A 22,511-nucleotide genomic window follows, 5' to 3' on the forward strand; every position below is an offset into this window, starting at 1 on the left:
CCGGGCGGTGCGTACCGCCCTCCGCGGGATCAGACCGGCACCCCGCCGGACTCCGCGGGCACCGCCGCACTCGTCGGGTCGGCCGCCGCGGCGACCAACCGGGCCGCCGTGGCCGGATGACCGGCCCAGTGCAGGGTGAGCTGCGAGGCGTGCACGTTGCGCCAGACGAAACCCTCCGGCGTGCCGCCCTCCCAGCTCCACGCCGGGCGCTGACCAGCGCGCGGGGTGAGCACCGCACGGTGCGCCTTGTGGCCGACAAGCACCGTGCCGTGGGCGGCGACCACGCTGTCGGTCTGGGCGGTCGCCTCCCGGTAGCCGGCCACCAGGCCGTCCCGGCTGACCCCCACCGCGTCGAGGACCCCGCACATCGGCAGCCCGTCCAACTCGCGGGCCAACCAGAGCAGGCCGGCGCCCTCGGCGATCACCGGACGCCCGGTCCGCGCCAACTCGGCCACCGCGATGCAGAGCCGGCGGTTGGCCGACAACTGCTCGGCGTACGCCTCGGGCAACGCGCCCCCGACGACAAGCGCGCGGGTGCCGACCGGCAGTGCCTCGTCGCGCAGCGGGTCGACGGTCACGACCTCGGCGCCGGCGGCCCGCAGCAGCTCGGCGGTCTCCGGGTGGCTGAAGCTGCCGCCCGGCCCACCGGCAAGTGCCACGAGCGGGCGGTCCGCCGGGGCGGTGAACCCGCCGAGGGCCTCCTCGGCAGACCAGGCCGGAGCCGGCATCGGCGGGGCCGAGCGGGCCAGGCCGAGAAGTCGTTCCAGATCCACTGTGGCGGCGACGGCCTCACCCAACCGGCGAACAGCTCGGACGGCGTCGGCCGACCCGTCGACCACCGGCGCCACACCGTGCCGCCGCGACGGCAGCACCGCCGGCAGGTCGTGCCGACGCAGCGCACCGTAGACCGGCACCCCCACGTCGTCCAACGCCTCACGCAGCATGTCCTCGTGTCGCGAGGAGGCCACCCGGTTGAGGATCACCCCGCCGAGCCACAACTGCTCGTCGTACGAGCGGAAACCATGCACCAGGGCCGCCACCGACTGACCCATCGCTGCCACATCGACGACGAGCACCACCGGGCTGCGCAGCGCGGCTGCCGCGGCGGCGGTGGACTCCTGCTCGGGGCGGCCACCGACCGAGTCGTACAGCCCCATGCTGCCCTGCACCACGGCCAGCCCGGCTCCGGCCGCGCCGTGCGCCACCAGCGGGGCGAGCCGGTCGGTGCCGACCAGCCGGGGATCGATCACCCGACCCGGCCGGCCGGCGGCCAGCCCGAGGTACGCGGCGTCGACATGGTCCGGACCGAGTTTGAACCCGGCGACGTCGACCCCACGCTCAGCCAGGGCGGCGAGCAGCCCGATCGCCAGCGCGTTCTTACCGTGCCCGGAGGACGGCGCGCTGAGCACCAGGCGCGGCACGACGGTCATCATCGACTCCTCGCGAGCGGCGGCGGGTACGCGACGGGGACGACCGGGGCCGATCCGTCGGCGTGACGATACCCGGCCGGCTGCCGACGCGAGCACCGCCAACCGGGGCCGGCGGCCCGCTCCCGGCCCGGTCCAGGTCAGTGGCGCCGGTCATACGGGTAGCCTCGTGCTGTGTACCGGTTCCTGCTGAGCCCACGCTGGCTGGGCGCTCTCGCGCTCACCCTGGTCGCCGCCGCCGTGATGGTGTTCCTCGGCAACTGGCAGCTGGACCGCTACCGGGGGCGTACCGAGGTCAACGAGCGGATCGACGCGGGCCAGCGGATGGCCCCCACGCCGCTGGCCGACGCCCTGCGAGCCCCCACCGGCGGCGCGGGGACGGTCGGCCCGGCGCCGGCCGAGGAGAAGGTCTGGACCCGGGTCACCGTCACCGGCCGGTACGACCCGACGAACACCGTGCTGGTCCGGGGCCGGACGGTGGACAGCCGGGTCGGCTTCGAGGTGCTCACCCCGCTGGTGCTCGCGGACGGCACGGCGCTGCTCGTGGATCGGGGTTGGATCCCGCCGGCACCGGGTGGGGCGACCGCCCAGCCGGCGGTGCCCGCCGTGCCGACCGGCGACGTGACGGTGATCGGCCGGGTGCACGAGACCGAGAGCGGCGCGGGCGCTGTGGCGCGGCGCGACGGGCGGCTGGAGATTCGGCGGATTGGTGTGTCGCGCCTCGCCGGCGAGCTGCCCTACCCCGTCTACGGCGCCTACCTGCTGCTCGACGAGCAGACCCCGGCCGCCGATCCGGTGTTCAAGGCGGTGCCCGTGGGGCACGCCAACAACTGGCAGAACTTCGGCTACGTGGTGCAGTGGTGGCTGTTCGCGGTGATGTCCCTGTTCGGCTACGGCTGGGTGGCCCGCCGGGAGGCCCGCCGGGCCGCCGGGATCGGCGTCACCGCGGCCCCGCTGGACCGGGCCGCCGAACCGACGCCGAGCGCGAGCGCCTGACCGAGACCCGGGGTCGGCGTCCCAAACAGACACTCGGGGGCATGCGGGACGACAGGGCAGCCGGTAGCCTGCGCCACGTGACGATCCCGTGTTGGAGGTCTCGGTGAATTCGGATCCCACGGCCGCGCAGCCTGAGCCGGTGACCCAACCGCAGCGGCCAATCGATCCATGGACCGCCGCTTCGTCGACCGAGCAGCTGCCGACCACCCCGTCGACGACACCCTTCCCGAGCGTGCCTCCGCAGGCCACACCGCCTCCAGCACCGCCGTTCCCAGCGCAGGCAGCACCGCAGTTCTCGGCGCCGCCAGCACCGCAGTTCTCCGGCCCGCCCGCGCAGCACTCGGCGCTGCCCGGCGGGGCGTGGCCGGCGGCGGGACCGTACCCTCCGTCGCCGGTCTCCGCACACCCGGCACCGCTCGCGTTCGGCGGGCCGGAGGTGGTCGCGGTGCAGATCGGCGAGATCGCGGTGTGCCCGCCGGTCATCCGCACGCCCGCCGGAGTGCTGCCGTTGGCCGGTGCCAGCTGGCACGTGACCGACTACTGGCAGAGCGAGGAGAAGGTGGCGACCTGGGCGCTGGTCTGCGCGATCGTCGGCTTCTTCTGCCTGACCTTGTTCAGCCTGCTCTTCCTGCTGATCAAGGAGACCCGACACCACGGCACCGTGCAGGTGATGGTCACCAACGGCCATCAGCAGTACGTAGCCCGGATCCCGGTCAGCGACCAGGGCCAGGTGCAGCACATCAACAACCAGGTCAACTACGCCCGGTCGTTGTCTGGCAGGTGACCCGGCCGGTCAGCCGGCAACCCGGCCGGCGTGGATGGCCCGCACGGCGTCGATGGTGTCCGCCTCGGCGGCGGACTTGTCGTCGCGGTACCGCACCACCCGGGCGAACCGCAGCGCCATCCCCCCGGGATAACGCGAGCTGGTCTGCACCCCGTCGAAGGCGATCTCCACCACCTGCTCGGGGCGGACCCGCACCACCCAGTCGCCGCGCTCCACGGCGAGGTCGAGGAAACGCTCGGTCTGCCAGCGCAACAACTCGTCGGTGAGCCCCTTGAACGTCTTGCCGAGCATGACGAAGCCACCCGTGTGCGGGTCACGCGCACCCAGATGCAGGTTGGACAGCCAGCCCTTGCGCCGGCCACTGCCCCACTCGACGGCGAGCACCACCAGGTCCAGGGTGTGCCGGGGTTTGACCTTGACCCAGGCGGCACCACGCCGACCAGCGTCGTAGGGGGCGTCCGGTGCCTTGACCACGACGCCCTCCTGCCCGGCGTCCAGTGCGGCGGCGAACGCGGCGGCGGCCTGCTCCGGACCGTCGACCTCCATCCGCCCGACCAGCAGCGACGAATCCACCGCACCGGCGAGGGCGGCCCACCGCTCGCGGCCGGGCAGGTCGATCAGATCCTGCCCGTCGAGGTGCAGCAGGTCGAAGAAGTACGGAGTGAGCACCGTCGCGCCGGTGCTGGCTGCCGCCGCGAGCACCGCCGGGGCGACCGGGGTGCGCCCGGTGGTGCTCGGGGTGGTGCGTCGGGCGGCCCGGCTCGACGTCTGCTGGAACGGAAGTGGACGCCCCGTCTGGTCCAGGCCGATCGCCTCGCCGTCGAGCACCAACTCCCGCCCCGGCAGGGCCCGGACCGCGGCGACCACTTCGGGCACCCGGCCGGTGATCTCGTCGAGGCTGCGGGTGAAGACGGCGATGTCCGCCCCGGACCGGTGCACCTGGATGCGGATGCCGTCGAGCTTCACGTCGACCACCGCCGGGGTGCCCGTCGCGGCCAGCGCCTCGTCGACCGAGGGGGCGCTCTGCGCGAGCATCGGCGCCAACGGTCGACCGACCCGCAGGCCGAAGCCGGCCAACTCGGCCGCGCCACCGGCCAGCGCGGCCACCGCCACGGCGCGCAGGTCGCCGGCGAGCAGCAACGCCCGGCGGACCGCCGCCACCGGCACGTCGGCGGCCCGCGCCACCGCGTCGGCGAGCAGCCCGGCCTGGGCGCCCTGCCGCAGCTCACCGCCGAACAGACCGGTGAGCAGACGCTGCTCCTCGGCCGTCGCCGCGGCGTAGAGGGCACCGAGCAGCGCTCGGCGCCGAGCCTGCGAACCCGGGCCGTGCACAGCGGCGAGCTGCTCGATGGCCGCGTCGACGGCGGCCACGGTGAGCGTCGGCTCGGCGGCCGGCGGCGGCAGGTCACGGAGGCTCGCATAGCCCACGCCGGTCTGCCGTTGGCGCAGCTCACCCGCGAGGTAGCCGGCGCCCGGCTCGACCTCGGCCGGGTCGAGCCGGCGCAACGCGTCAGCGAGCAGCTCCACCTTGGCCCGCCGGCCGCTTGTGGCGCCGACGGCCGCGGACGTCGCTGCCAGGTCGAGGAACCGCACGTCGCCCATCCTGCCAGTCACCTCCGACACCGCCCGGGCATTGCCGTGCCCGGGCGGTGTCGGCAGGGTGCCGCCCGCTTCCGCGGACGACGGATCAGGGCCTGTTTCATGAGGGCGGTCGAGCCGAGGCGGAGTCCGGGCGGCGATCCGGCAAGGCGCGGTTTCGTCCGGATACCGGTGTCGTATCCGGACGAAACCGCAACGCCGCCGGGCGTCGTCCGGGACCGCCGCAGGCCGGCCAGTCCTCATGAAGCAGGCCCTAAGCTGAGATGGGCTCCTCGATGCGCAACCCCCGCGCGCGGACCTCGCCGGCGACCCGGGAGAGCACCGAGTCGAGGGCGACCAGAGCAGCGGAGAGCTCACCGAGCTGTTCGTTGAGCGTGTCCTCGGACCACGCGGAGACGTCGACATCTCCCAGTGCGCTGACAGCGGCCCCCAACCGGGCCATCACCTCGTTCGTACTCATGTACGAAAGGCTATAACAACCGCCCGCCCGACACGCCGTTAACTCCCAGATCAGGCCCGAAATCGCCGCCGTTCCGACACCTAACTGGCCGCGGCGGCCACCTTGCCCAGCAGCAGCGCCTCGGCGAGACAGACCTTGGCGAACTCACCCAGGTGCAGGCTCTCGTTCGGGCCGTGCGCCCGGGCGTGCGGGTCCTCCACACCGGTCACCAGGATCGCCGCCTTCGGGAACATCTCCTGGAAGGTGGCGATGAACGGAATCGAGCCGCCGACACCGATGTCCACCGGGTCGGTGCCGTCCCAGGCGGTCCGGAAGGCCGACCGGGCAGCGTCGAACATCGGCCCGGACGCGTCGATCACGCACGGGTTGCCGTCGTGCTCGAAACTGACGGTCACCTGGGCGCCCCACGGGGCGTGCTGCTCCAGGTGCGCACGCACCGCCGCGTACGCCCGCTTGGGGTCGTCGCCCGGGGCGAGCCGGATGCTGACCTTCGCCTTCGCGGCCGGGACCAGGGCATTCGGTGCCTCGCCGGTGGCCGGGGCGTCGATCCCGAGCACTGCCAGCGCCGGCTTGGTCCAGAGTCGGTCGGTGATCCGGCCGGTGCCGATGAACTGCACGCCCTCGGCCAACCCGGCCTCGGCCCGGACCCGGTCCTGCGGATAGTCGACCGTGGCGCCCTCCCGGCCGACCAGCCCGGCCACCGCCACGTCACCGGCGTCGTCGTGCAGCGTCGCCAGCAACCGGACCAGCGCGGTGAGCGCGTCCGGCACCACGCCACCGAACATGCCGCTGTGCACCGCGTGGTCAAGCGTGCGCACCTCGACGAAGCAGTTGACGATGCCGCGCAGCGAGGTGGTCAACGCCGGTACGCCGATGTCCCAGTTGCCGGAGTCGGCGATCACTATGACATCCGAGGCGATCTTGTCGCGGTGCTCGGCGAGCAGCCGCTCGAGCGAGTCGGAGCCGTACTCCTCCTCACCCTCGATGAAGAGCACCACGCCCACCGGCAGCGCGTCCCCGTACGCCCGCAGTGCCGCGACGTGCGCCATGATGCCGGCCTTGTCGTCGGCAGCACCCCGGGCGTAGAGCCGACCGTCCCGTTCCACCGGCTCGAACGGGTCGGACTCCCACAGCGACCGGTCGCCGACCGGCTGCACGTCGTGGTGGGCGTAGAGCATGACGGTCGGGGCACCGGGCGGAGCGGCCCGCCGGCCGATCACCGCCGGCTGGCCGCCGGAACGCACGATGTCGACGTCGAGGCCGCAGCCGCGCAGCAACTCGGCGACCGCCTCGGCGGAGCGTTCCACGTGCGAGTGGTCGAAACCCTCGAAGGCGATGCCGGGGATGCGGACGAGGCGTTCCAGGTCGGCGCGTACGCCGGGCATCTCCCGCTCGACGGCGGCCCGCACCTCGGACTCGGACATGATCGGTGAGGTCATGACCGGCATCGTATGCCGGCCTTACCGGGGCGTGCCCGCGGAGCCCGTACCGGCACCGTCGTCCGCCGGGCCGGCACCCGGGGCGGCCCGACCGGCACGCTGTGCGCGGCCCGCCGCCTCGGTGGCGGCAGCCACCTTGATCTCCTCGCAGACACGTGTCGAGCCGTCGTCGTCGCGGCCTTCTCGCACCGTGCCGTTGCCTTTTCGCACCGTGCCGTTGCCGTTGACGGCCGTCCACCGCCCGCTCAGCGGAGGCGCACGTAATAGCGGTCCGCGTCGTGCGGCAGCGTCGGCGCGCCATCCACCAGCAGGTCCACCCGGGCGGCCGTGTCGTCGGCGGCGAAGTGCGCCCGCTCCCCGGTGTGCCAGCGCCGCAGCTCGGGCAGGATCTCCGACCCGTCCCGGGCAACCGCGCGGGCCAGCCGCAACGACGCGGGCGCGGTGACGAACACCGCCAGGGTCAACTCCGGCCGGACCACCGCGCGGGCGGCGCTGACCCCCTCCACCACCAGCACCGGCGCCACCGGCACGGGCACCGGCCGGGCCAGGAAACGCCGCCGCACCCAGCTGTAGCGCCGGTAGGCACCGGGTTTCCCCTGGCGCAGCGGGGCGAGCACCTCCTCGTCGAGCCGGGGCCAGAAGGTGACCTGATCGTCCCAACCGTCAAGCAGATCGTCGGTGTGCACCACGGGCGGGCGGGCGCCGCCGAGCCGAGCCGCCAGGGCATCCGCGAGGTGCGCGGCGAACCGGCTCTTACCCGCGCCGCTCGGCCCGTCCACCGCGACGAGCCGGGTCCGCCCCAACCGCGCCGGGCCCGCGAGCACCCGACGAGCCAACTCGGCGTACGCCTCGACAACCACCACGGCCGGCATTCAGCACAGCCTCGCCCGGCGCATTACCGAAGTATGCCGCCCGACAGCAGTCCAGTGATGATCGGCTCCAGATCATCGATGTCGCGGTATCCCGATGGCGGGACACCGCGGTGTTCGTGCAGCCGAGTGGATCACGCGGCAACGGCTGTCGACGACGGCCGTGCCGACACGTCCGGTTGACCAACCTGGCCGGGTGCCGTCACGTCCGGGGGAATTGGGGCGGCGACGGGTGACGGGCGGCCCGTTCGCCGCCCGGGGCGCTACCAAATCGGCATGATCGGGTGGTGCTCCGAGACGTGATGAGCCCCGGCATCGACGCCCTACTCGAACAGGCCCGCGCCGGGCTGCACCGACTGACTCCGCAGCAGACCGTCGAGGCGGTCCGCGGCGGCGCGCTGCTTGTCGACACCCGCACCGACCTGCAACGCCGTGAACAGGGCGACCTGCCGGGTGCGGTAGTCATCGACCGGACCGTGCTGGAATGGCGGCTTGATCCGGCCAGCGCCTGGCGGATCCCGGAAGCCACCGGATACGACCGGGAGATCGTGCTGGTGTGCCGACAGGGCTACAGCTCCAGCCTCGCCGCCGCCAGCCTGCAGACCCTTGGTCTACGCCGGGCCACCGACATGATCGGCGGTGTGGACGCCTGGCTCGCCGCCGGTCTGCCCACCAGTGATCGGCCCGCCGACATCCGCCCCTGACTCCGTCCATCCGGACAAGGCCCCACGACCCAGACCCCAGACCCAAGACCCCGGACACCGACACCGACACCGACACCGACACCGACACCGACACCGACACCGACGATGCACGGCGACAACCGCGCCGGATGCTGAAACGCCGCGCACTTTCCCTGAAACTGCTGCCTCCCGGCCTGGTGAGGCAGCAGTTTCAGGGAAAGTGCGCGGATCATGGACCGATTCGTCAGGTGGCCGGTTCAAGATCGTGCTCGATCCAGGAAAGAGGCCCCTCCCCTCGGCCACGAGGCCACTACAACAAGGATCGAGCACGATCACCCCTCGATGCCCGCCCACACTCCGCATCGGACGGCGGGCCGGGCCGGGTGGGACGGCAGACCGTCACGACAGTGGGGAGCCGAGCAGCCCGGACGAGGGGCCGGGCAGCACGGTGCCGGGCCGGGCCGGGCCGGGCAGCACTGTGGCGGGCCGAGTGGGACGGCAGACCGTCAGGATGGTGGCGGGCCGGGTGGGATGAAGGGCAGGCCGGCGGGTGGGCCGGATTCGATGAGCCGCCAGAGGGCGGCGGTGTCCAGGTGTTCCTCCACCAGGTCGCCGAGCAGGTCGAGGGAACGCTCCCGGGCGGCGGCGAAGCTGGTCGTCGGCGCGACCCGGAACCCGCTGCGCCCGGCCAGGCGCGCCGCCTCGGTGAGGAACCACCTGCGGAACCCGTCGGATTCGAACGCCCCGTGCCAGTGGGTGCCGTGCACCGGACCGGACACCGCTCCCTCGCCGACACCGTCGTCGCCGGTCAGCAACGGGGCCAGGGTGGGGTCGGTGTGCGAGACGTACCCGTGGTGGATCTCGTAACCGCGCACCGCGACGTCGCCGTGGGCGGTGCCCACCGACTGCCGGACGGTCTTGCGCGGATCGAAGGTGATCTCGATGGGCAGCAGGCCAAGCCCTGGCACGCTGCCCCGCCGGCTCTCGACGGTGTCGTGAATGGCGCGGCCGAGCATCTGGAAACCACCGCAGAGGCCGAGCAGGGGCTTGCCGGCCGCCACGTGCGTGGTCACCGCGTCGGCGAGGCCCGTCTCGCGCAGCCAGGCCAGGTCGGCGACGGTGGACTTGGAGCCGGGCAGGACGACCAGGTCGGCGGCGGCCAACTCGGCCGGCTCGATGGTGAGCCGGACGCGAACGCCCGGCTCGGTGGCCAGCGCCTCCACGTCTGTGGCGTTGCTGATCCGGGGTAGCCGGACGACCGCCACGTCCAACCATTCGGTGCCGTGCGGCGCCGCGGGGCGGCCCAGCACCCGGCCGTAGGCGAGGGAGTCCTCCGCGTCGAGCCACAGGTCCAGTGCCCAGGGCAGCACCCCGAACGTGGGGCGACCAGTGACGTGACCCAGCATGTCCAGCCCTGGCTGGAGCAGCCCGCGGTCACCGCGGAACTTGTTGATCACGAAGCCGGCGACCAGCGCCTGGTCGGCCCGGTCCAGGAGGGCCACGGTGCCGAACATCGAGGCGAAGACGCCACCACGGTCGATGTCGCCGACCACGATGGTGGGCAGGTCGGCGTGCCGGGCCAGCCCCATGTTGACGTAGTCACCGGCCCGCAGGTTGATCTCCGCGGGGCTGCCGGCGCCCTCGCAGATCACCGCGTCGTACGTGTCGCGCAGTTCGGCGAGTGCCGCGTACGCGGTCTCGGCGAGCCGGGGGCGCAGGTGCCGGAAGGTGCCCGCGGTGATCGTGTCGACCGCCTCGCCGAGCAGCACCACCTGACTGGCCAGGTCGCTGCCCGGCTTGAGCAGGACCGGGTTGAACCGCAGGTCAGGCGCGAGGCCGCAGGCGGCGGCCTGCATGGCCTGGGCCCGTCCGATCTCGCCGCCGCGCCCGTCCGGCCCGACGACCACCGCCGAGTTGTTCGACATGTTCTGTGCCTTGTACGGCGCCACCTTCACGCCCTGCCGGTGCAGCCAGCGGCAGATGCCGGCGGTGAGCACGCTCTTGCCGGCGTCGGAGGTCGTGCCGGCGACAAGCAGCCCGCCGCTCACCGCCCGTTCGCCTGTCGCGACCAGCCGGCCGCACCGAGCCCCTGCCCACGGCGGCCCAGGGCAGCGAGCCCGTGCCCACCGCGACCCAGGGCAGCGGACCCGTGGCGACCAACGGCACCGAGGCCACGGCGACCAACGGCACCAACCAGGCGGCCGAGGGTCACCGGGTAGGCGGCGGCCAGCCCCACCGCGGCCAGCCCGACCGCGCCGGAGATCCGGGCGGCCCGCTTGAGGTGACGGGCCTCCGGGCGGGGACCGTCGCCGAGGAACGGCCGCACCTCGGAGCGACCGAAGTAGACGTTGCGACCGCCGAGGCGGACGCCGAGCGCGCCGGCCATCGCCGCCTCGCACTGGCCGGCGTTGGGGCTCGGGTGGTCGTTGCGGTCACGCCGCCAGACCTGCCAGGCCCGTTGCCGATCCCCGTTGGCGATCGGCGCGACGGCGATGGTGAGCAGCCCGGTCATCCTCGCCGGCACCAGGTTGAGGAGATCGTCCAACCGCGCGGCCGGTGTGCCGAACCGGGCGTAGCGCGCCGACCGGTGCCCGACCATCGCGTCGAGGGTGTTTGCCGCCCGGTAGCCCAGCAGGCCGGGCAGGCCGGCGACCGCACCCCAGACCAGGGGGGCGACGACCGCGTCGGAGGTGTTCTCGGCGACCGACTCGACGGTGGCGCGGGCCAACTCCGACTCACCCAGCGTCGACGGGTCCCGCCCGCAGAGGTGGCCGAGGCGTCGTCGGGCAGCGGGCAGGTCACCGTCACGCAGCGTCCGACCCATGGCGGTGGCTTCGTGGCGCAGGGTGCGGCCACCCAGCACCGTCCACGTGCCGGCGGCCACCAGCGCCGCCCGGGTCAGCGGCCGATGCCGGGTGGCTGCGGCGGCGACCGCCCCGAGCAGCACCGGCCCGCCCACGGCCAGCGCGGTGAACGCCGCGCCCGCCGTGCGGTCCGGGCGGTAGAGACGGCGCTCCAGCGCGCCCGCGGCCTGCCCGAAGCCGGCCACCGGGTGCCATCGGCGCGGATCACCGAGCAGCCTGTCCAGGGCGTACCCGGCCAGCAGCCCCACCGCGTTCGCCACCGGCGCGCTCCGTCGCACGTGCACCACCTCCAAGCCGGCCAGCCTAGACGAGCGTCCCGGGAACCACGCCGACCCACGGCGCGCTCGGGCTACCAGTGCCTCGCACCGGGCCCTTGCCGACGCCCCTGGGCTGCTGTCACGCGGGGTGACGACGCTTGCCGCGCCGCCACCCCGCCCCCGTCGTGCCCGGCCGCGTCGGCCGCCCCGCCGTGGCACCGGCGATCAGCACCGGGCCCCGATCGCCCGGTCGCCGCCCGATCCGCGAACGTCGAGCCGCCGCGAACGTTCGATCGTTGAGCCGAGCGGTCAGGCCGGCTGCGGGACCCGGCCCCGACCACGCCGCCCCCGGCCCGTCGGCACCGGCTCTGGCGGCCCGTCGTCGGGCACCGGCTCCAACTCGTCGTCCAGGTCGGCGTCGTTGCCGTTGTCATCCCCCTCGGGCGGACGCCCCGACTCGACGTCGAAACCGGTCGGGGCGTCGCCCGGCCCGATCGCCCCACTGGTCGGGGGAACCCCGCCGGACGGGGAGAAATCGTCGGACGAGGAGAAGTCGCCGATCGCGGGGCCCTCGCCGGCCATCGGGTCGTCGACGAACGGGCTGGTCCGCAGCGCGGCGTAGTCGGGCAGCTCGAAGTCGTCGTCAAGCGAGCGGTCGACCGGCAGCACGGGCTCGTGCCCGGCCGGCACCGGCTCGGTGGGCTCGCCGTGCACCCGGCTCTCGGCCTCGGCGTCCTCCACCGTGCTCGTGGTCAAGCTCGGTCGGTTGCGCAGGAACCGGGCCCGGCCCCGGGACAGGTCGTGGCCGACGGCAACCGCTTCCAACTCGTAGAGGGTGCGGTGGTTGCCGGCGTCGTCGGTCCAGTCGCGGGTGTAGAGCCGCCCGCACACGACCACCGGATCGCCGACCATCACGGAGGCCGCCACGCCCTCGGCGAGCTTGCGCCAGCAGTTGACGCGTACGCGGAGCGAATTGCCGTCGACCCACCGACCGCTGTCGCGGTCGAGTCGACGGGCGGTGGAGGCGACCTTGAAGTTGGCCACCAGCGTGTTGCTCTGGCTGGTGCGCCGCCATTCCGGAGCAGTCAGCACATTGCCGACTATTGTTACATAAGTGTCGAACATCGTCCCTCCAGGGGGATCGGGGCCTGCCAGCGCGAGTCGACTCGATACCGAGCCTCGGTGCTGTGGGCGGGCATCACCAGCGCCCGACCCCAACCTGTGGACGACGAACCCGCCTGTGGACAACGCCCTGATCACGCCCTGGTGTGGTACGGCCAACCCGGCCGGCCGGGCGTCAGCGGTTTCCGAGACCAACCACTTTGGGTATGCACATGATCAACGCACCACCGACAGCTCCACGTCGACGAGAGGTCAGCGCCATGATGATCACCAGAATCGGCTCCGCGATCGCTTCCGAGGTTCGGCGATGAGCGCCGCGGCGAACCCGGCCACCGTCGCAGAGTGCCTGCGGGTGGGCGCCGGGTTCTCGCAGGGCGACCGCAACTGGATCGCCGAGCAGTTCGCCACGCTCGACGCCCGGTTGGCGAGCTTCCACGCCGACGCCACCGAGCTGGAGGTGTCGGTGAAGGACCGGGAAGCGCGTGGTCAGAAGGTCACCCTGGAGTGCTGGATCGCCGGCCGGCAGAAGATCGTCACCACCTCCGCCGAGGAGGACCTGCACGCCGCGCTCAACGACGTCCGCGACGACCTGCGCCGCCGGCTCAACGACGCCAAGACCCGCCAGGAACCCCGGCACAACAAGCACCTGCGCGACCTCCCGCAGCCCCAGGGCGAGCTGAACCCCACCGACGACCAGGAGCAGCTGCCCACCGCCGACCCGAGCCGCGCCGACGCGGAAACAGCCTGACCCTGACCCCTCCGAGTCGATCATGGAATTGTGGCGGGCATTAGATCCACGAATACCCCTTTTGTAGATCACCACAACTCCATGATCGGCCGGGGAGGCCGGGCGGCCGGGCGGGGGCGGGGCTACCGTCGGGTAGGTGGGGCGGCGTAGCGTCGCGGGCGTGGAACCGGACGTGTTGGGGCCGCCGTACGAGCGGCAGACGATCGACCTGGGCACCGACGACGAAGGACCGGTCGTCGCGACACTGGTCCGGCGAAGGGCCGAGCGCCCCACCGGCCGGGCCGTTCTCTACGTACACGGGTTCGTCGACTACTTCTTCCAGACCCACCTGGCCGACTTCTTCGCCGAGCGCGGCTGGGATTTCTACGCGCTCGACCTGCGCAAATACGGTCGCAGTCTGCTCCCGGGCCAGACCCCCAACTTTTGCCGCGACATCAGCGACTACTTTCCCGAGCTGGACTCCGCCGCCGAGATCATTCGCACGGACGACGGGCACGACACCCTGCTGGCGATGGGCCACTCCACCGGCGGTCTGATCCTCTCGCTCTGGGCGGACGCCCGCCGCGACACCGGCACCGTCGACGGCCTGGTGCTCAACAGCCCCTTCTTCGACCTGAACGCCCCCTGGGCGGTCCGTCGACCCCTCGCGGCCGCCGTCTCCCGACTGGGCCGCAGGGCGCCGCACCGCATCCTGCCGTTCGGCCTGGGCACTGTGTACGGCGAGAGCATCCACTCCGACCACCGCGGCGAGTGGACCTATGACCTGGCCTGGAAGCCGCTCGCCGGGTTCCCGGTCCGGGCCGGCTGGCTGAACGCGATCCGCACCGGCCAACGCCGGTTGCGCGCCGGTCTGGACATCCAGGTGCCGGTGCTGCTGGCCTGCTCGACCCGCTCCTTCCGAGGCACGAAGTGGCATGACAACGCGACACTGGCCGACGCCGTGCTGGACGTCGAGCACATGGTCCGGTACGCGCCCCGCCTCGGCCGCCACGTCACACTGGCCCGTTTCGACGGCGGGCTGCACGACCTCACGCTCTCCGGCCCGGCCGTCCGCAGGAAGGTCTTCGACGAGGTCGGCCGCTGGGCCGAGGCGTTCCTCGCCGCCGGCCCCACCGCGCCCGCCGACCCGGTCACCACCAACCCCGCACCGACAGACACGGCGGCGGCAGGCGCGGCGACAACCGGCGGCTGACCGATCCGAAGACCGACGCGGCTCGCCGCTCAGACGTCGCCGGACGCCGCCGGGAGGACCGCACGGATCCGGTCGAAGGTCACCACCGGGTGCGCCCCGACGCCGGGCAGCACCAGACCCAGGCAGTACGGCGACAACTCCCCCGTGGCGTCGGGCTGGACGACGAAGACCGGGGCACCCACGTACCCCTGCGGCAGTTCGGTGGTGATCTGGACGGCGTCCCCGTCGCGGACCACCCGCTCGATCGCGACCTCCAACGGGCGCGACCCGTCTTCGCGTACCCCGTGGGCAAGCACGAAAGCGGAACCGGCGTCGGCGGTGAGACGGGCGACCACCTCGGGCCCGGCGGCGATCCCCGCCGGCACCGGCTGGACCCGCCACCGCCAGCCGCCGTCCCCGGCGTACCGGTGCAGACCCGCGGTCGGCAGCACCGCCACGCCGTCGGGCGGGAACCGGGACCAGCCGGGCACGATCTCGACCGCGGGGACGACGGCCGGGGCGACCCCGGCCGGCTCGGTCACGCTCGCCCGCAGCCCCAGCTCACCACCCGGCGTGCCGACCAGGTCGGCCGCCGTCAGCAGCGACTCCCCCACCGGGTCCTCGCCACCCCGAAAGAAGAACGCGGTGCCGAAGTCGTCGCCCGACCGGTACGGCAGGATGGCACGGCCGACGATCTGGCACAGCTCGTAGGCGACGTCGTTCTCGACGTCGGGATCCAGCAGCACCAGCCAAAGGTACGGTTCGGGGCCACGCCGGTTCGGGGGAACCCGGATGCCCGCCGCGTGGTCAACGTGAGACCCTGCTCGGCAACGTGGACGCGGGCACCCTTTTCGCCGCCGGACAGTTGGGCGGCGGTACCCTCTGGGCGCGACATCCACGCCACACGCGCCCGTAGCTCAGCGGATAGAGCAGGGGACTTCTAATCCCAAGGCCGCAGGTTCGAATCCTGCCGGGCGCACAGGTACTTCCTCAATCCGACCGTCTCGCGTGGGGCTATTCGTGGTGCGAGCGCGCTACGGTGGCCCCGTGGCAGCCTCGAACGGACGCACCAAGCGCCAGCGCGGCGAGATCGAAACCCTGCCCAGCGGGTCACTGCGGGTGAAGGTCTATGCCGGCATCGACCCGATCAGTGGCAAGCGGCACTACCTCACCGAGGTCATCCCCGCCGGCCGCACCGCCGCCAAGGAAGCCGAGAAGGCGCGTACCCGCCTGCTGGCCCAGGTGGACGAGCGGCGGAACCCGCGCACCCGCGCCACGCTCGACCAACTCCTAGACCGATGGCTTGAGGTGGCCGACATTGAGGCCACCACCCGCATGGGCTACGTGAACAAGCTCAACAAGCACGTACGGCCAGTGCTGGGCAAACTGCCGGTTGGCCGACTCGACGCTGAGACGTTGGAGTCGTTCTACGCGAGCCTGCGCCGCTGCCGCGACTGGTGCGGCGGAAAGGCGTACGTGAAGCACCGCGTAGAAGGTGAGCACGCCTGCACGGCGAAGTGCCGGCCTCACGCCTGCAAGCCGCTCAGCGCTTCGTCCGTGCGTCAGATCCACTGGATCCTCAGTGGTGCGCTCAGTCGCGCCGTCCGGTGGCGCTGGATCGCCGTCAACCCCGCCGGGCAGGCCGAACCACCTGCGCCGCCGCATCCCGACCCGCAGCCGCCGAATCCTGCCGACGCGGCCCGCATCATCAGTGAGGCGTGGCGCGATCCGGACTGGGGGGCGCTGGTCTGGCTCGCCATGACGACGGGCGCCCGGCGCGGCGAACTGTGCGCGTTGCGTTGGCAGCATCTCGACCTGACTGCCGGTGTGCTGACGCTGCGGCGCAGCGCCTACCTGGACGAACACGGCGAGCTGCGGGAGAAGGACACCAAGACGCACCAGCAGCGGCGGGTGGCTCTCGACCCCGAGACGATCGAAGTGTTGCGCGAGCTGCACAGCCGGTACCTCGACCGCTTGGCGCAGCTCGACGCAGACGCGGGCCCTGCCGATTACGTCTTCTCCCCCGAGCCGGACAACAGTCGTGGCTACCGGCCCGACACCATCACCCAGCGGTACGGCCGGCTTGCTACTCGGCTCGGGATCGAAAGCCACATCCACGCTCTGCGTCACTACTCGGCGACCGAGCTGATCAACGCGGGTGTCGACGTGCGCACGGTCGCCGGCCGGCTGGGACACGGCGGCGGCGGGACGACCACGCTTAGGGTCTACGCGGCCTGGCTGTCGGAGTCGGACCAGCGCGCCGCAGGGACACTGGCGGCTCGAATGCCTCCCCGTCCCGCCGCGCCGCCGGAGCGCACGGTAGAAGGCAGTCCGTATAAAAGGATCGCCGCCGATCTACGCGAGCAGATCACGGCCGGTCGATTGCGGCCCGGCGACCGCCTCCCGGCGGTCTCCGAACTGGCTGCGACGCACCGCGTCTCGGTCGGTACCGCTCACCGCGCCTTGGCTGCGCTGACCGCAGAGGGCATGGTCAGCGTTGTCCGAGGCCGCCGAGCCACCGTCGCAGGTGCGCCCAATAAACATCATCAGCAGTCCTGACAAACACCCCATGTAGGACGACACGCGCGAGCAGGAGGTGCGACGTCCCACTCTCTCCATATGAGACCATCCCGAAATCTATGGTCCTAGGGGGTCCGATGGCGAGGAAGTCGCGGCGCAACAGCTTGCCAAGTGCAGTGATTCCAAAACAGCAAACGGACTCAGGTAGCCGAATCCCGAAGGGGGCTATTGCCAAACTGAACGTCGGTGGATCGTTCGCGGAGTACGATCCAGCCCTTGGTGATCCTGGGATCTACGTTCTAACGCCAGCGTTCAATGCCGCCCTAGAGCCGGATAGCGGAAAGTACTTCTATGTGGGACGACGGGGCACCGGGAAGACAGCCTTGCGGACTTATTGTGAATCGCACGGCGGATACACTCAGACGATCATCCCTGAGATCTTCTCCCCCTCCTCACAAATGTTCGATCTCGCGCTCCTGCAAAATCCACGGAAGGGGCCGTTCCGAACTCTCGTGGCCGCTTTCAAGCGGGTTCTTGCAGATGAACTCCTGCTACTTTGGCGCAGTCACCACACAACCTACGCAGCGCTCCCCAACGGGATTTCTCAGGAGCTTCTCGGGCCTTGCGCCCAAGACTTCGATAGCAGAGCGATCGACGCCATACGCCGGATAGCGCGGGCCGTAGCATCTGAGGATGATCAGCAGATAGTTTCGGAGAACAAGGAAACAAAGCTGCTAATCGAGGAAATGAAGACGCTTCAAGGCGGCGGCTCATACACACTCCTCGTCGACAGCATTGATGACTTCTGGGATGCCTCAGATCAGGCTCTCACCTACCTCACTGCATTCCTGCATGCCTGCCTAGAACTCTCCACGCAGATACCCTGGGCGCGTGTGCTGATGTTCCTTAGAGAAAACATTTTCGAGCGGGTGCGCAGTCGAGATTCAGAATCATCGCGGCTTGAAACCTCTATATCCGGCTTGGCCTGGACACAGAAGCAACTTATGGAACTGGTTGAGAAGCGACTGAACCGGGCGTTAATCGCGAAACTACCCCTCGGCGGTCCAACCTGGAACGCGTTCTTCGAAGATGGCCCGACTGCCAGGGACCAAATCTTCGAATTCTGCCATAACCGCCCTCGCGATATTCTCATCTACGTCTCGCATGCGATAGATGCCGCCAAGGAAAACGGCCACGACAAGATTCTCTTAGAAGACATTGAGGGAGCGCGCCGCAAGTTCTCCGACAACCGCCTGAAGGATTTGGGCGATGAGTACGCAGAAAACTACCCTCAAGTCGCACTTGTGCTTACGCGTTTCTACGGCCTGGGCCAGAGATTCACCGTCACTGGAATTGAGTCCCTGATAGACGGGCTGCTTGCGGATAAGGAAGTTCAGCGACTATGCGGGTCCTGGATATACGAACATCAGGCACCCGAGCGCTTCGTCCGAATGCTCTACGACGTTGGTTTCGTTGGGATTCAAAAGCCGGGCCGGCCCGTTAAATTCCGGGCTCTCGGCCCGCAAGACACTAGCCCACCGGCCGTTGACAGTGAAGTCACGATCGCCGTCCACCGGTGCTACTGGGACGCACTAGACCTTCAAGACACTCTCATCCGCTCCTTGCCAGATAGCACCGAGCTGGGCAGGGTTGGAATCGTCAGCGAACTGCCGGGCGGCCTGGACCCGACATCCTATGAGGAGCACCTCGCGGATCTTGCGGAGCGGTTGGACACGATTCCACTCGGCCATGCCGGGTCTCGCAGCTTTGAGGATGCAGTGGGGGACGTTCTCCGGCTCTGCTTCTTTAGGGCGCTGGATAACGTGGAAGCGCGAGCCAGGACAGTGGAAGGTGAAGCCATCCGTGACTGGATTGCTTCCATTCGAGCCCATTCGGGCTTCTGGGCAATTATTCGTCAGCGATATGGCGCGACGCAGGTGATCTGGGAATGCAAGAACTACGTCGACCTCAAGGCCGACGATTTCCAGCAGGTGAGCTACTACTTGAACGACACGATCGGAAAGTTCGCCATCATCGCTTTTAGAGGGGACATGCAGCCCTCGTACCTAACGCATATAAAACGCATATCCGCCGACAAGAACGCATTGGTACTGCCTCTCGGAATTCGTGATCTTAAAACCTTTGTCCGGCAAGCCCGCGCAGGGAAGTTAAAAGATACCCACATCGAGGACCGTTACGACGGCGTAGTTCGGAAGGTATCCTGAACCCCATGCCGACGGCAGGCTAGCTCTCCATGCAGCGTGATTCGTCTGTACGGCATGATGGTCCAATGCGCTTGCTGGTACTCGGCGGAACTTGGTTCGTAGGCCACGCGATCGTCACGGCTGCTCTGGATGCTGGCTGGGAGGTGACGACGTTCAACAGGGGTACGTCGGATCCATTCCTAGAGGCTGTACGGCCCATCCGGGGAGATCGGACCAACTCCGAAGACGTCGCAGCCCTCTCCGCTGCCGGCCCTTGGGATGCGGTGGTCGACACCTCGGGCTACGTGCCGAGGAACACCCTCGACGTGGCCGGCGCGCTCGCCTCCGTTGCCGGTCGCTACGTCTTCATGTCCACGGTCAGCGTCTACCGAGACTGGCCTTTGAAGCCGCTCACCGAACGCTCCGAAGTGCTTTACTGCCCGCCTGACGCCGGTCCGGACTACGGCACGGACACCGAGGACGGGCCGACCCAATACGGCTACCAAAAGTCCGGTTGCGAGGCAGCAACGGTCGCCGCGTTCGGAGTAGATCGGACGACGATCCTGCGCCCCGGTGTCGTACTCGGTCCGCGTGAGTACGTCGGCCGTCTGCCGTGGTGGCTGCGTCGCGTGGCTGCTGGTGGGCGAGTTCTGGCACCCGGCGCCCCTGACCGCACCATCCAGCCGGTCGACGTGCGCGACCTGGCCGCATTCGCACTCCACGCCATCACCGAAGGTTCCTCCGGTGCGTTCAACGTCTGCGCCCCGGTGGGCGGCGCGACCTTCGGCGGACTACTGGCGGACTGCGCCCACGCGACCCGGAGTGACGCCTCCTTCGATTGGGTGCCCGATGAGGCGTTGCTCAGCCAAGGCGTCCGGCAGTGGTCCGAGCTGCCCCTCTGGCGCACGTTCGACGGCGTGTGGCGTGTCGACAGCTCCATGGCGCAGGCAGCCGGCCTGCGCTGCCGACCGCTCTCGCTGACCGTCCGCGACACCTGGCGATGGATGGTGGACAACGGCGAGGTCAGCAGCCACGGTCGGGCCGCCGAGATCGGCATCAGCCGGGAGAAGGAAGAGCAGGTGCTGGCCGCCTGGCACCGGTCAGGTGAGCGGACGGGCTGACGTTTCCGACAACCACGCCGCGATGCGCTCGGCGAGCTGGCGCGCGTCCGCGTCGCGGTCCCACGGCGATTCGCTCAGCAGGCGCTCGATCCGCGACAGCCGGCCTGTCAGCGAAACGTTGCGCTTCTGCGGCGGCAGGTCCAAGACGGTACGCAGCGCTTCAGCCGCACCGTCCTTGTCTCGCATGTGGAGGTGAGCAGCGGCTACATCGATCTGCGTCCCGTTGATCTGCGAGTACGGCCGCCTGGGCGAGGGCAACGCCTCGTACACCTGCAACGCCTCTCGGGCGTACCTCGCGGCCTGCTCGCCGTTTCGGAGGTCAAGCCATGCCGCCGCCGCACATGCCGCCGCCCGTGCTTCGCCGAATGCGAACTCCCCGCCGGTGGAGGTGGCGAGTTCGTCGGGTCGTTCCGCTGCCGATTCTCTGTCTCGCTGGGCTGCTTCCAAAACGGCAGCGACTGAATCGGAATCCGCGAGCAAAGCATGAGAGCGGGAAGCGATATAGCGGAGCCTCAGCCTCGGCTCCCCCTCCGGGGCTGCTCGCATGGCACGAGCGAAGTAGCTCAGTGCGGAATCAGGCTCGTTGCGCCAGTTGGCAAGTGTCATTTGCAGGCCGTAGGTCCATGCCTTCAATGATGCGTGTCCGGCCAGGTCGGCGTACTGCGTCGATGCCCTGGCCAGTGCCGCCGACTCGTTCCAGTGCCCGAGATCGAAGGCAGTGGAAGCCATCAGAGATGCGCTCTGCCCGATAATTACGTACAGATCCGCCAGCTCAACGGGCCGACGGGTGCGCTCGACTAAAGCCCTTGCCTCGTCGCGCAACCGCCGGGCGCCGCTGAACACGTCGAAGGCTGCCATGCCGCCCGACCGAGCAAGCAGCGTCACGTCTTCCTGCAAGGACTCGATAGAGTCGTGCGGCAGAGCAAGACTCATCAGCAAGGAATCGTTGGCAACCGAGTCGGCAGCAGCGCTCACACCATCCAGAACAACGCCGTCACTGCCAGCAATTCCCTTTGGCTGCACTGAGCAGAGGGTTTCGAAGAACCGAGATCGAACCGAATCCGACACACGACCCAGGGCCGCGTTCAGCACGTCTTGATTCGCGTTTCCAGGAACAGTGTCGGGTCGACTATGCCAGTAAGCGATTGTTCTTGTCGCGATCCCGAGCCATGCCGCGAATCCCTCGTTCGTCATTCCGGCGGCAGCTTGAAGCGAGCAGGCGAGGTTTCCTGTCCACCGATCTACCGTCGCCACCGTGGTCTCCCGAGCTTGCAAGTTGCATCGGATTGCCGCGCATTGCACTGGGTTTGCATGGGCGCTCCGCTGGCTTTCGACTTCACTGGGTTTCAGCAAGCCGGACGGAACGCTAACCACAGACTACTGAGGAGACTCCCGTGGCTGAACCCCTCGCCTTCAAGAACGATCGCCCCCGCTTCCGGTCGGTCGCGGACACCGCAGCGATTCTCGGCATGTCGGAGGTGACCCTCTACCGGGCGATCCACGCCGGCCAGTTCCCCGCCATCAAGGTCCGGGGCCGCTTCGTTATCCCGACGCGCGCCATCGACGACATGGAGGCGTCCGCGCTGACGAACGGCCTGGTGGACGCCAGCAACCACGCATTGCGGGCCGCTGGATGACTGTTACCGGGCGACCCGCTTCGGCCCCGGCGGCGCAGGAGGGACGCTGTGTTCCCGAGCAAGCTTCCGGACGTAGGCACCGCTGAACGGCGACAATCGCTCGACCTCAGCGGGCCCAATGCCATCACGAAGCGCCGCGATCACCGCCGCAACCACCGCCTCGCGTGCGGCTTCGTGAGCAGCTTCAGTACGCCGGTACCGCTTCGTAGCTGCTGACAGCCCATCTCGCGCATCACTCATCGGACCAACATACCGCTACCCCCTTGCGCAACAGACCCGCGTACCGCTACCTTGTTGCGCAACAGAGGCGCGCATCTAGGAGCGCCAGATCAGTTAGAAGGGACTCGAAAGTGACCGACTCGAACCACTCCCCGGAGATCGAACCGAGCAGGGCTGACCTCGCCGAGATCGAGCAGGAGTTGCCGCTGATCGAGGCTGAGGTTCTGCTGCTCGACGCACAGATTGTTGCGCTGACCAGTGATGCCGGTCCGACCGAGTTGGACTGGCAGCGGCTTCGTCGGGCGCAGCGGCGGGTGCTGCGGGAAGCGCGTGCCCTGCTTGCCGTTCGCTCGGTCGCCAGCCAGGCCGCGTAGGCAGGGCCACCGTGAGC

Annotated in this window: 21 protein-coding genes and 1 tRNA gene; 11 read left to right on the plus strand and 11 right to left on the minus strand. The window is 70.1% G+C overall.

The genetic code is table 11. The annotated features are described in order from the left end of the window. Nucleotides 1-29 precede the first annotated feature (29 nt). Nucleotides 30-1,430: a cobyrinate a,c-diamide synthase gene (locus AB0B85_RS13620; protein WP_357406899.1), complete on the minus strand. Its 1,401-nt coding sequence runs from the start codon at nucleotides 1,428-1,430 to the stop codon at nucleotides 30-32. 171 nt (nucleotides 1,431-1,601) lie between these two features. On the opposite strand from AB0B85_RS13620, the gene AB0B85_RS13625 reads away from it, so the two are divergent. Continuing rightward, nucleotides 1,602-2,423, plus strand: a complete 822-nt coding sequence (locus AB0B85_RS13625) for an SURF1 family protein (RefSeq protein ID WP_357406901.1) — start codon at nucleotides 1,602-1,604, stop codon at nucleotides 2,421-2,423. A gap of 139 nt (nucleotides 2,424-2,562) precedes the next feature. Beyond that, nucleotides 2,563-3,207 carry a hypothetical protein gene (locus AB0B85_RS13630; RefSeq protein WP_357406903.1) on the plus strand — a complete coding sequence of 215 codons (645 nt, stop codon included), beginning with the start codon at nucleotides 2,563-2,565 and terminating at the stop codon, nucleotides 3,205-3,207. Nucleotides 3,208-3,216: 9 nt separating this feature from the next. Here AB0B85_RS13630 and AB0B85_RS13635 read toward each other — a convergent pair whose 3' ends face one another. The 5 genes from AB0B85_RS13635 to AB0B85_RS13655 all read right to left on the minus strand — a co-directional run bounded on the left by AB0B85_RS13635 (nucleotide 3,217) and on the right by AB0B85_RS13655 (nucleotide 7,577). Next, nucleotides 3,217-4,809, minus strand: coding sequence for an ATP-dependent DNA ligase (locus AB0B85_RS13635; protein WP_357406905.1), 1,593 nt, complete (start codon nucleotides 4,807-4,809; stop codon nucleotides 3,217-3,219). A gap of 250 nt (nucleotides 4,810-5,059) precedes the next feature. Next, complete coding sequence (locus AB0B85_RS13640; protein WP_030488220.1) at nucleotides 5,060-5,266, minus strand: hypothetical protein; 207 nt, start codon at nucleotides 5,264-5,266, stop codon at nucleotides 5,060-5,062. Between the two features lie 80 nt (nucleotides 5,267-5,346). Then, complete coding sequence (locus AB0B85_RS13645) at nucleotides 5,347-6,690, minus strand: dipeptidase (protein WP_357407105.1); 1,344 nt, start codon at nucleotides 6,688-6,690, stop codon at nucleotides 5,347-5,349. A 36-nt stretch (nucleotides 6,691-6,726) separates the two neighbouring features. Next, entirely contained in the window at nucleotides 6,727-6,894 is a 168-nt protein-coding gene (locus AB0B85_RS13650; RefSeq protein ID WP_357406907.1) for a hypothetical protein, read from the minus strand. A gap of 56 nt (nucleotides 6,895-6,950) precedes the next feature. Continuing rightward, nucleotides 6,951-7,577, minus strand: coding sequence for a hypothetical protein (locus tag AB0B85_RS13655; RefSeq protein ID WP_357406909.1), 627 nt, complete (start codon nucleotides 7,575-7,577; stop codon nucleotides 6,951-6,953). A 299-nt stretch (nucleotides 7,578-7,876) separates the two neighbouring features. Between AB0B85_RS13655 and AB0B85_RS13660 the strand changes: the two genes are divergently transcribed. Beyond that, a complete protein-coding gene (locus AB0B85_RS13660; protein ID WP_357067235.1) occupies nucleotides 7,877-8,278 on the plus strand; it encodes a rhodanese-like domain-containing protein in 402 nt (133 codons plus the stop codon). A gap of 485 nt (nucleotides 8,279-8,763) precedes the next feature. On the opposite strand, the gene AB0B85_RS13665 is transcribed toward AB0B85_RS13660, so the two are convergent. The 3 genes from AB0B85_RS13665 to AB0B85_RS13675 form a co-directional block, all read right to left on the minus strand. Continuing rightward, nucleotides 8,764-10,305: a cobyric acid synthase gene (locus tag AB0B85_RS13665; RefSeq protein ID WP_357406911.1), complete on the minus strand. Its 1,542-nt coding sequence runs from the start codon at nucleotides 10,303-10,305 to the stop codon at nucleotides 8,764-8,766. After that, complete coding sequence (locus tag AB0B85_RS13670; protein WP_357406913.1) at nucleotides 10,302-11,399, minus strand: cobalamin biosynthesis protein; 1,098 nt, start codon at nucleotides 11,397-11,399, stop codon at nucleotides 10,302-10,304. The genes AB0B85_RS13665 and AB0B85_RS13670 overlap by 4 nt, the downstream gene beginning before the upstream one ends. A 288-nt stretch (nucleotides 11,400-11,687) precedes the next feature. Beyond that, nucleotides 11,688-12,503 carry a single-stranded DNA-binding protein gene (locus AB0B85_RS13675; protein WP_357406915.1) on the minus strand — a complete coding sequence of 272 codons (816 nt, stop codon included), beginning with the start codon at nucleotides 12,501-12,503 and terminating at the stop codon, nucleotides 11,688-11,690. A gap of 304 nt (nucleotides 12,504-12,807) precedes the next feature. On the opposite strand from AB0B85_RS13675, the gene AB0B85_RS13680 reads away from it, so the two are divergent. Next, a complete protein-coding gene (locus AB0B85_RS13680; RefSeq protein WP_357406917.1) occupies nucleotides 12,808-13,248 on the plus strand; it encodes an HPF/RaiA family ribosome-associated protein in 441 nt (146 codons plus the stop codon). 160 nt (nucleotides 13,249-13,408) lie between these two features. Then, nucleotides 13,409-14,440, plus strand: a complete 1,032-nt coding sequence (locus AB0B85_RS13685; protein ID WP_357406919.1) for an alpha/beta hydrolase — start codon at nucleotides 13,409-13,411, stop codon at nucleotides 14,438-14,440. A 29-nt stretch (nucleotides 14,441-14,469) separates the two neighbouring features. Here AB0B85_RS13685 and AB0B85_RS13690 read toward each other — a convergent pair whose 3' ends face one another. Then, entirely contained in the window at nucleotides 14,470-15,165 is a 696-nt protein-coding gene (locus tag AB0B85_RS13690) for a hypothetical protein (protein WP_357406921.1), read from the minus strand. A 160-nt stretch (nucleotides 15,166-15,325) separates the two neighbouring features. Here AB0B85_RS13690 and AB0B85_RS13695 point away from each other — a divergent pair. From AB0B85_RS13695 to AB0B85_RS13710, 4 genes are all read left to right on the plus strand, one after another. Then, nucleotides 15,326-15,398 (plus strand) — tRNA-Arg (locus AB0B85_RS13695). A 68-nt stretch (nucleotides 15,399-15,466) separates the two neighbouring features. Beyond that, entirely contained in the window at nucleotides 15,467-16,978 is a 1,512-nt protein-coding gene (locus AB0B85_RS13700; RefSeq protein WP_357406923.1) for a tyrosine-type recombinase/integrase, read from the plus strand. Between the two features lie 98 nt (nucleotides 16,979-17,076). After that, the gene (locus tag AB0B85_RS13705; RefSeq protein ID WP_357406925.1) at nucleotides 17,077-19,164 is read left to right on the plus strand and encodes a hypothetical protein; all 2,088 of its coding nucleotides are present in this window, start codon (nucleotides 17,077-17,079) and stop codon (nucleotides 19,162-19,164) included. Nucleotides 19,165-19,229: 65 nt separating this feature from the next. Continuing rightward, entirely contained in the window at nucleotides 19,230-20,264 is a 1,035-nt protein-coding gene (locus AB0B85_RS13710) for an NAD-dependent epimerase/dehydratase family protein (protein WP_357406927.1), read from the plus strand. Here the strand turns inward: AB0B85_RS13710 and AB0B85_RS13715 are convergent. Next, a complete protein-coding gene (locus AB0B85_RS13715) occupies nucleotides 20,244-21,458 on the minus strand; it encodes a hypothetical protein (protein WP_357406929.1) in 1,215 nt (404 codons plus the stop codon). The two genes, AB0B85_RS13710 and AB0B85_RS13715, sit on opposite strands and share 21 nt — an antisense overlap. A 200-nt stretch (nucleotides 21,459-21,658) precedes the next feature. Here AB0B85_RS13715 and AB0B85_RS13720 point away from each other — a divergent pair, with 200 nt between their 5' ends. Then, a complete protein-coding gene (locus AB0B85_RS13720) occupies nucleotides 21,659-21,901 on the plus strand; it encodes a helix-turn-helix domain-containing protein (RefSeq protein ID WP_357406931.1) in 243 nt (80 codons plus the stop codon). Between the two features lie 350 nt (nucleotides 21,902-22,251). Then, complete coding sequence (locus tag AB0B85_RS13725; protein WP_357406933.1) at nucleotides 22,252-22,494, plus strand: DUF6284 family protein; 243 nt, start codon at nucleotides 22,252-22,254, stop codon at nucleotides 22,492-22,494. The last annotated feature ends 17 nt before the right edge of the window (nucleotides 22,495-22,511 follow it).

The organism is Micromonospora sp. NPDC049044, assembly GCF_040649215.1.
GTDB lineage: Bacteria > Actinomycetota > Actinomycetes > Mycobacteriales > Micromonosporaceae > Micromonospora.

Excerpts from the sequence above, each read along its gene's own strand:
- AB0B85_RS13620 (WP_357406899.1), bottom strand. The coding sequence starts at position 1,430 with ATGACCGTCGTGCCGCGCCTGGTGCTCAGCGCGCCGTCCTCCGGGCAC.
- AB0B85_RS13635 (WP_357406905.1), bottom strand. The coding sequence starts at position 4,809 with ATGGGCGACGTGCGGTTCCTCGACCTGGCAGCGACGTCCGCGGCCGTC.
- AB0B85_RS13640 (WP_030488220.1), bottom strand. The coding sequence starts at position 5,266 with ATGAGTACGAACGAGGTGATGGCCCGGTTGGGGGCCGCTGTCAGCGCA.
- AB0B85_RS13645 (WP_357407105.1), bottom strand. The coding sequence starts at position 6,690 with ATGTCCGAGTCCGAGGTGCGGGCCGCCGTCGAGCGGGAGATGCCCGGC.
- AB0B85_RS13655 (WP_357406909.1), bottom strand. The coding sequence starts at position 7,577 with ATGCCGGCCGTGGTGGTTGTCGAGGCGTACGCCGAGTTGGCTCGTCGG.
- AB0B85_RS13660 (WP_357067235.1), top strand. The coding sequence starts at position 7,877 with ATGAGCCCCGGCATCGACGCCCTACTCGAACAGGCCCGCGCCGGGCTG.
- AB0B85_RS13675 (WP_357406915.1), bottom strand. The coding sequence starts at position 12,503 with ATGTTCGACACTTATGTAACAATAGTCGGCAATGTGCTGACTGCTCCG.
- AB0B85_RS13680 (WP_357406917.1), top strand. The coding sequence starts at position 12,808 with ATGAGCGCCGCGGCGAACCCGGCCACCGTCGCAGAGTGCCTGCGGGTG.
- AB0B85_RS13705 (WP_357406925.1), top strand. The coding sequence starts at position 17,077 with ATGGCGAGGAAGTCGCGGCGCAACAGCTTGCCAAGTGCAGTGATTCCA.
- AB0B85_RS13710 (WP_357406927.1), top strand. The coding sequence starts at position 19,230 with ATGCGCTTGCTGGTACTCGGCGGAACTTGGTTCGTAGGCCACGCGATC.
- AB0B85_RS13715 (WP_357406929.1), bottom strand. The coding sequence starts at position 21,458 with ATGACGAACGAGGGATTCGCGGCATGGCTCGGGATCGCGACAAGAACA.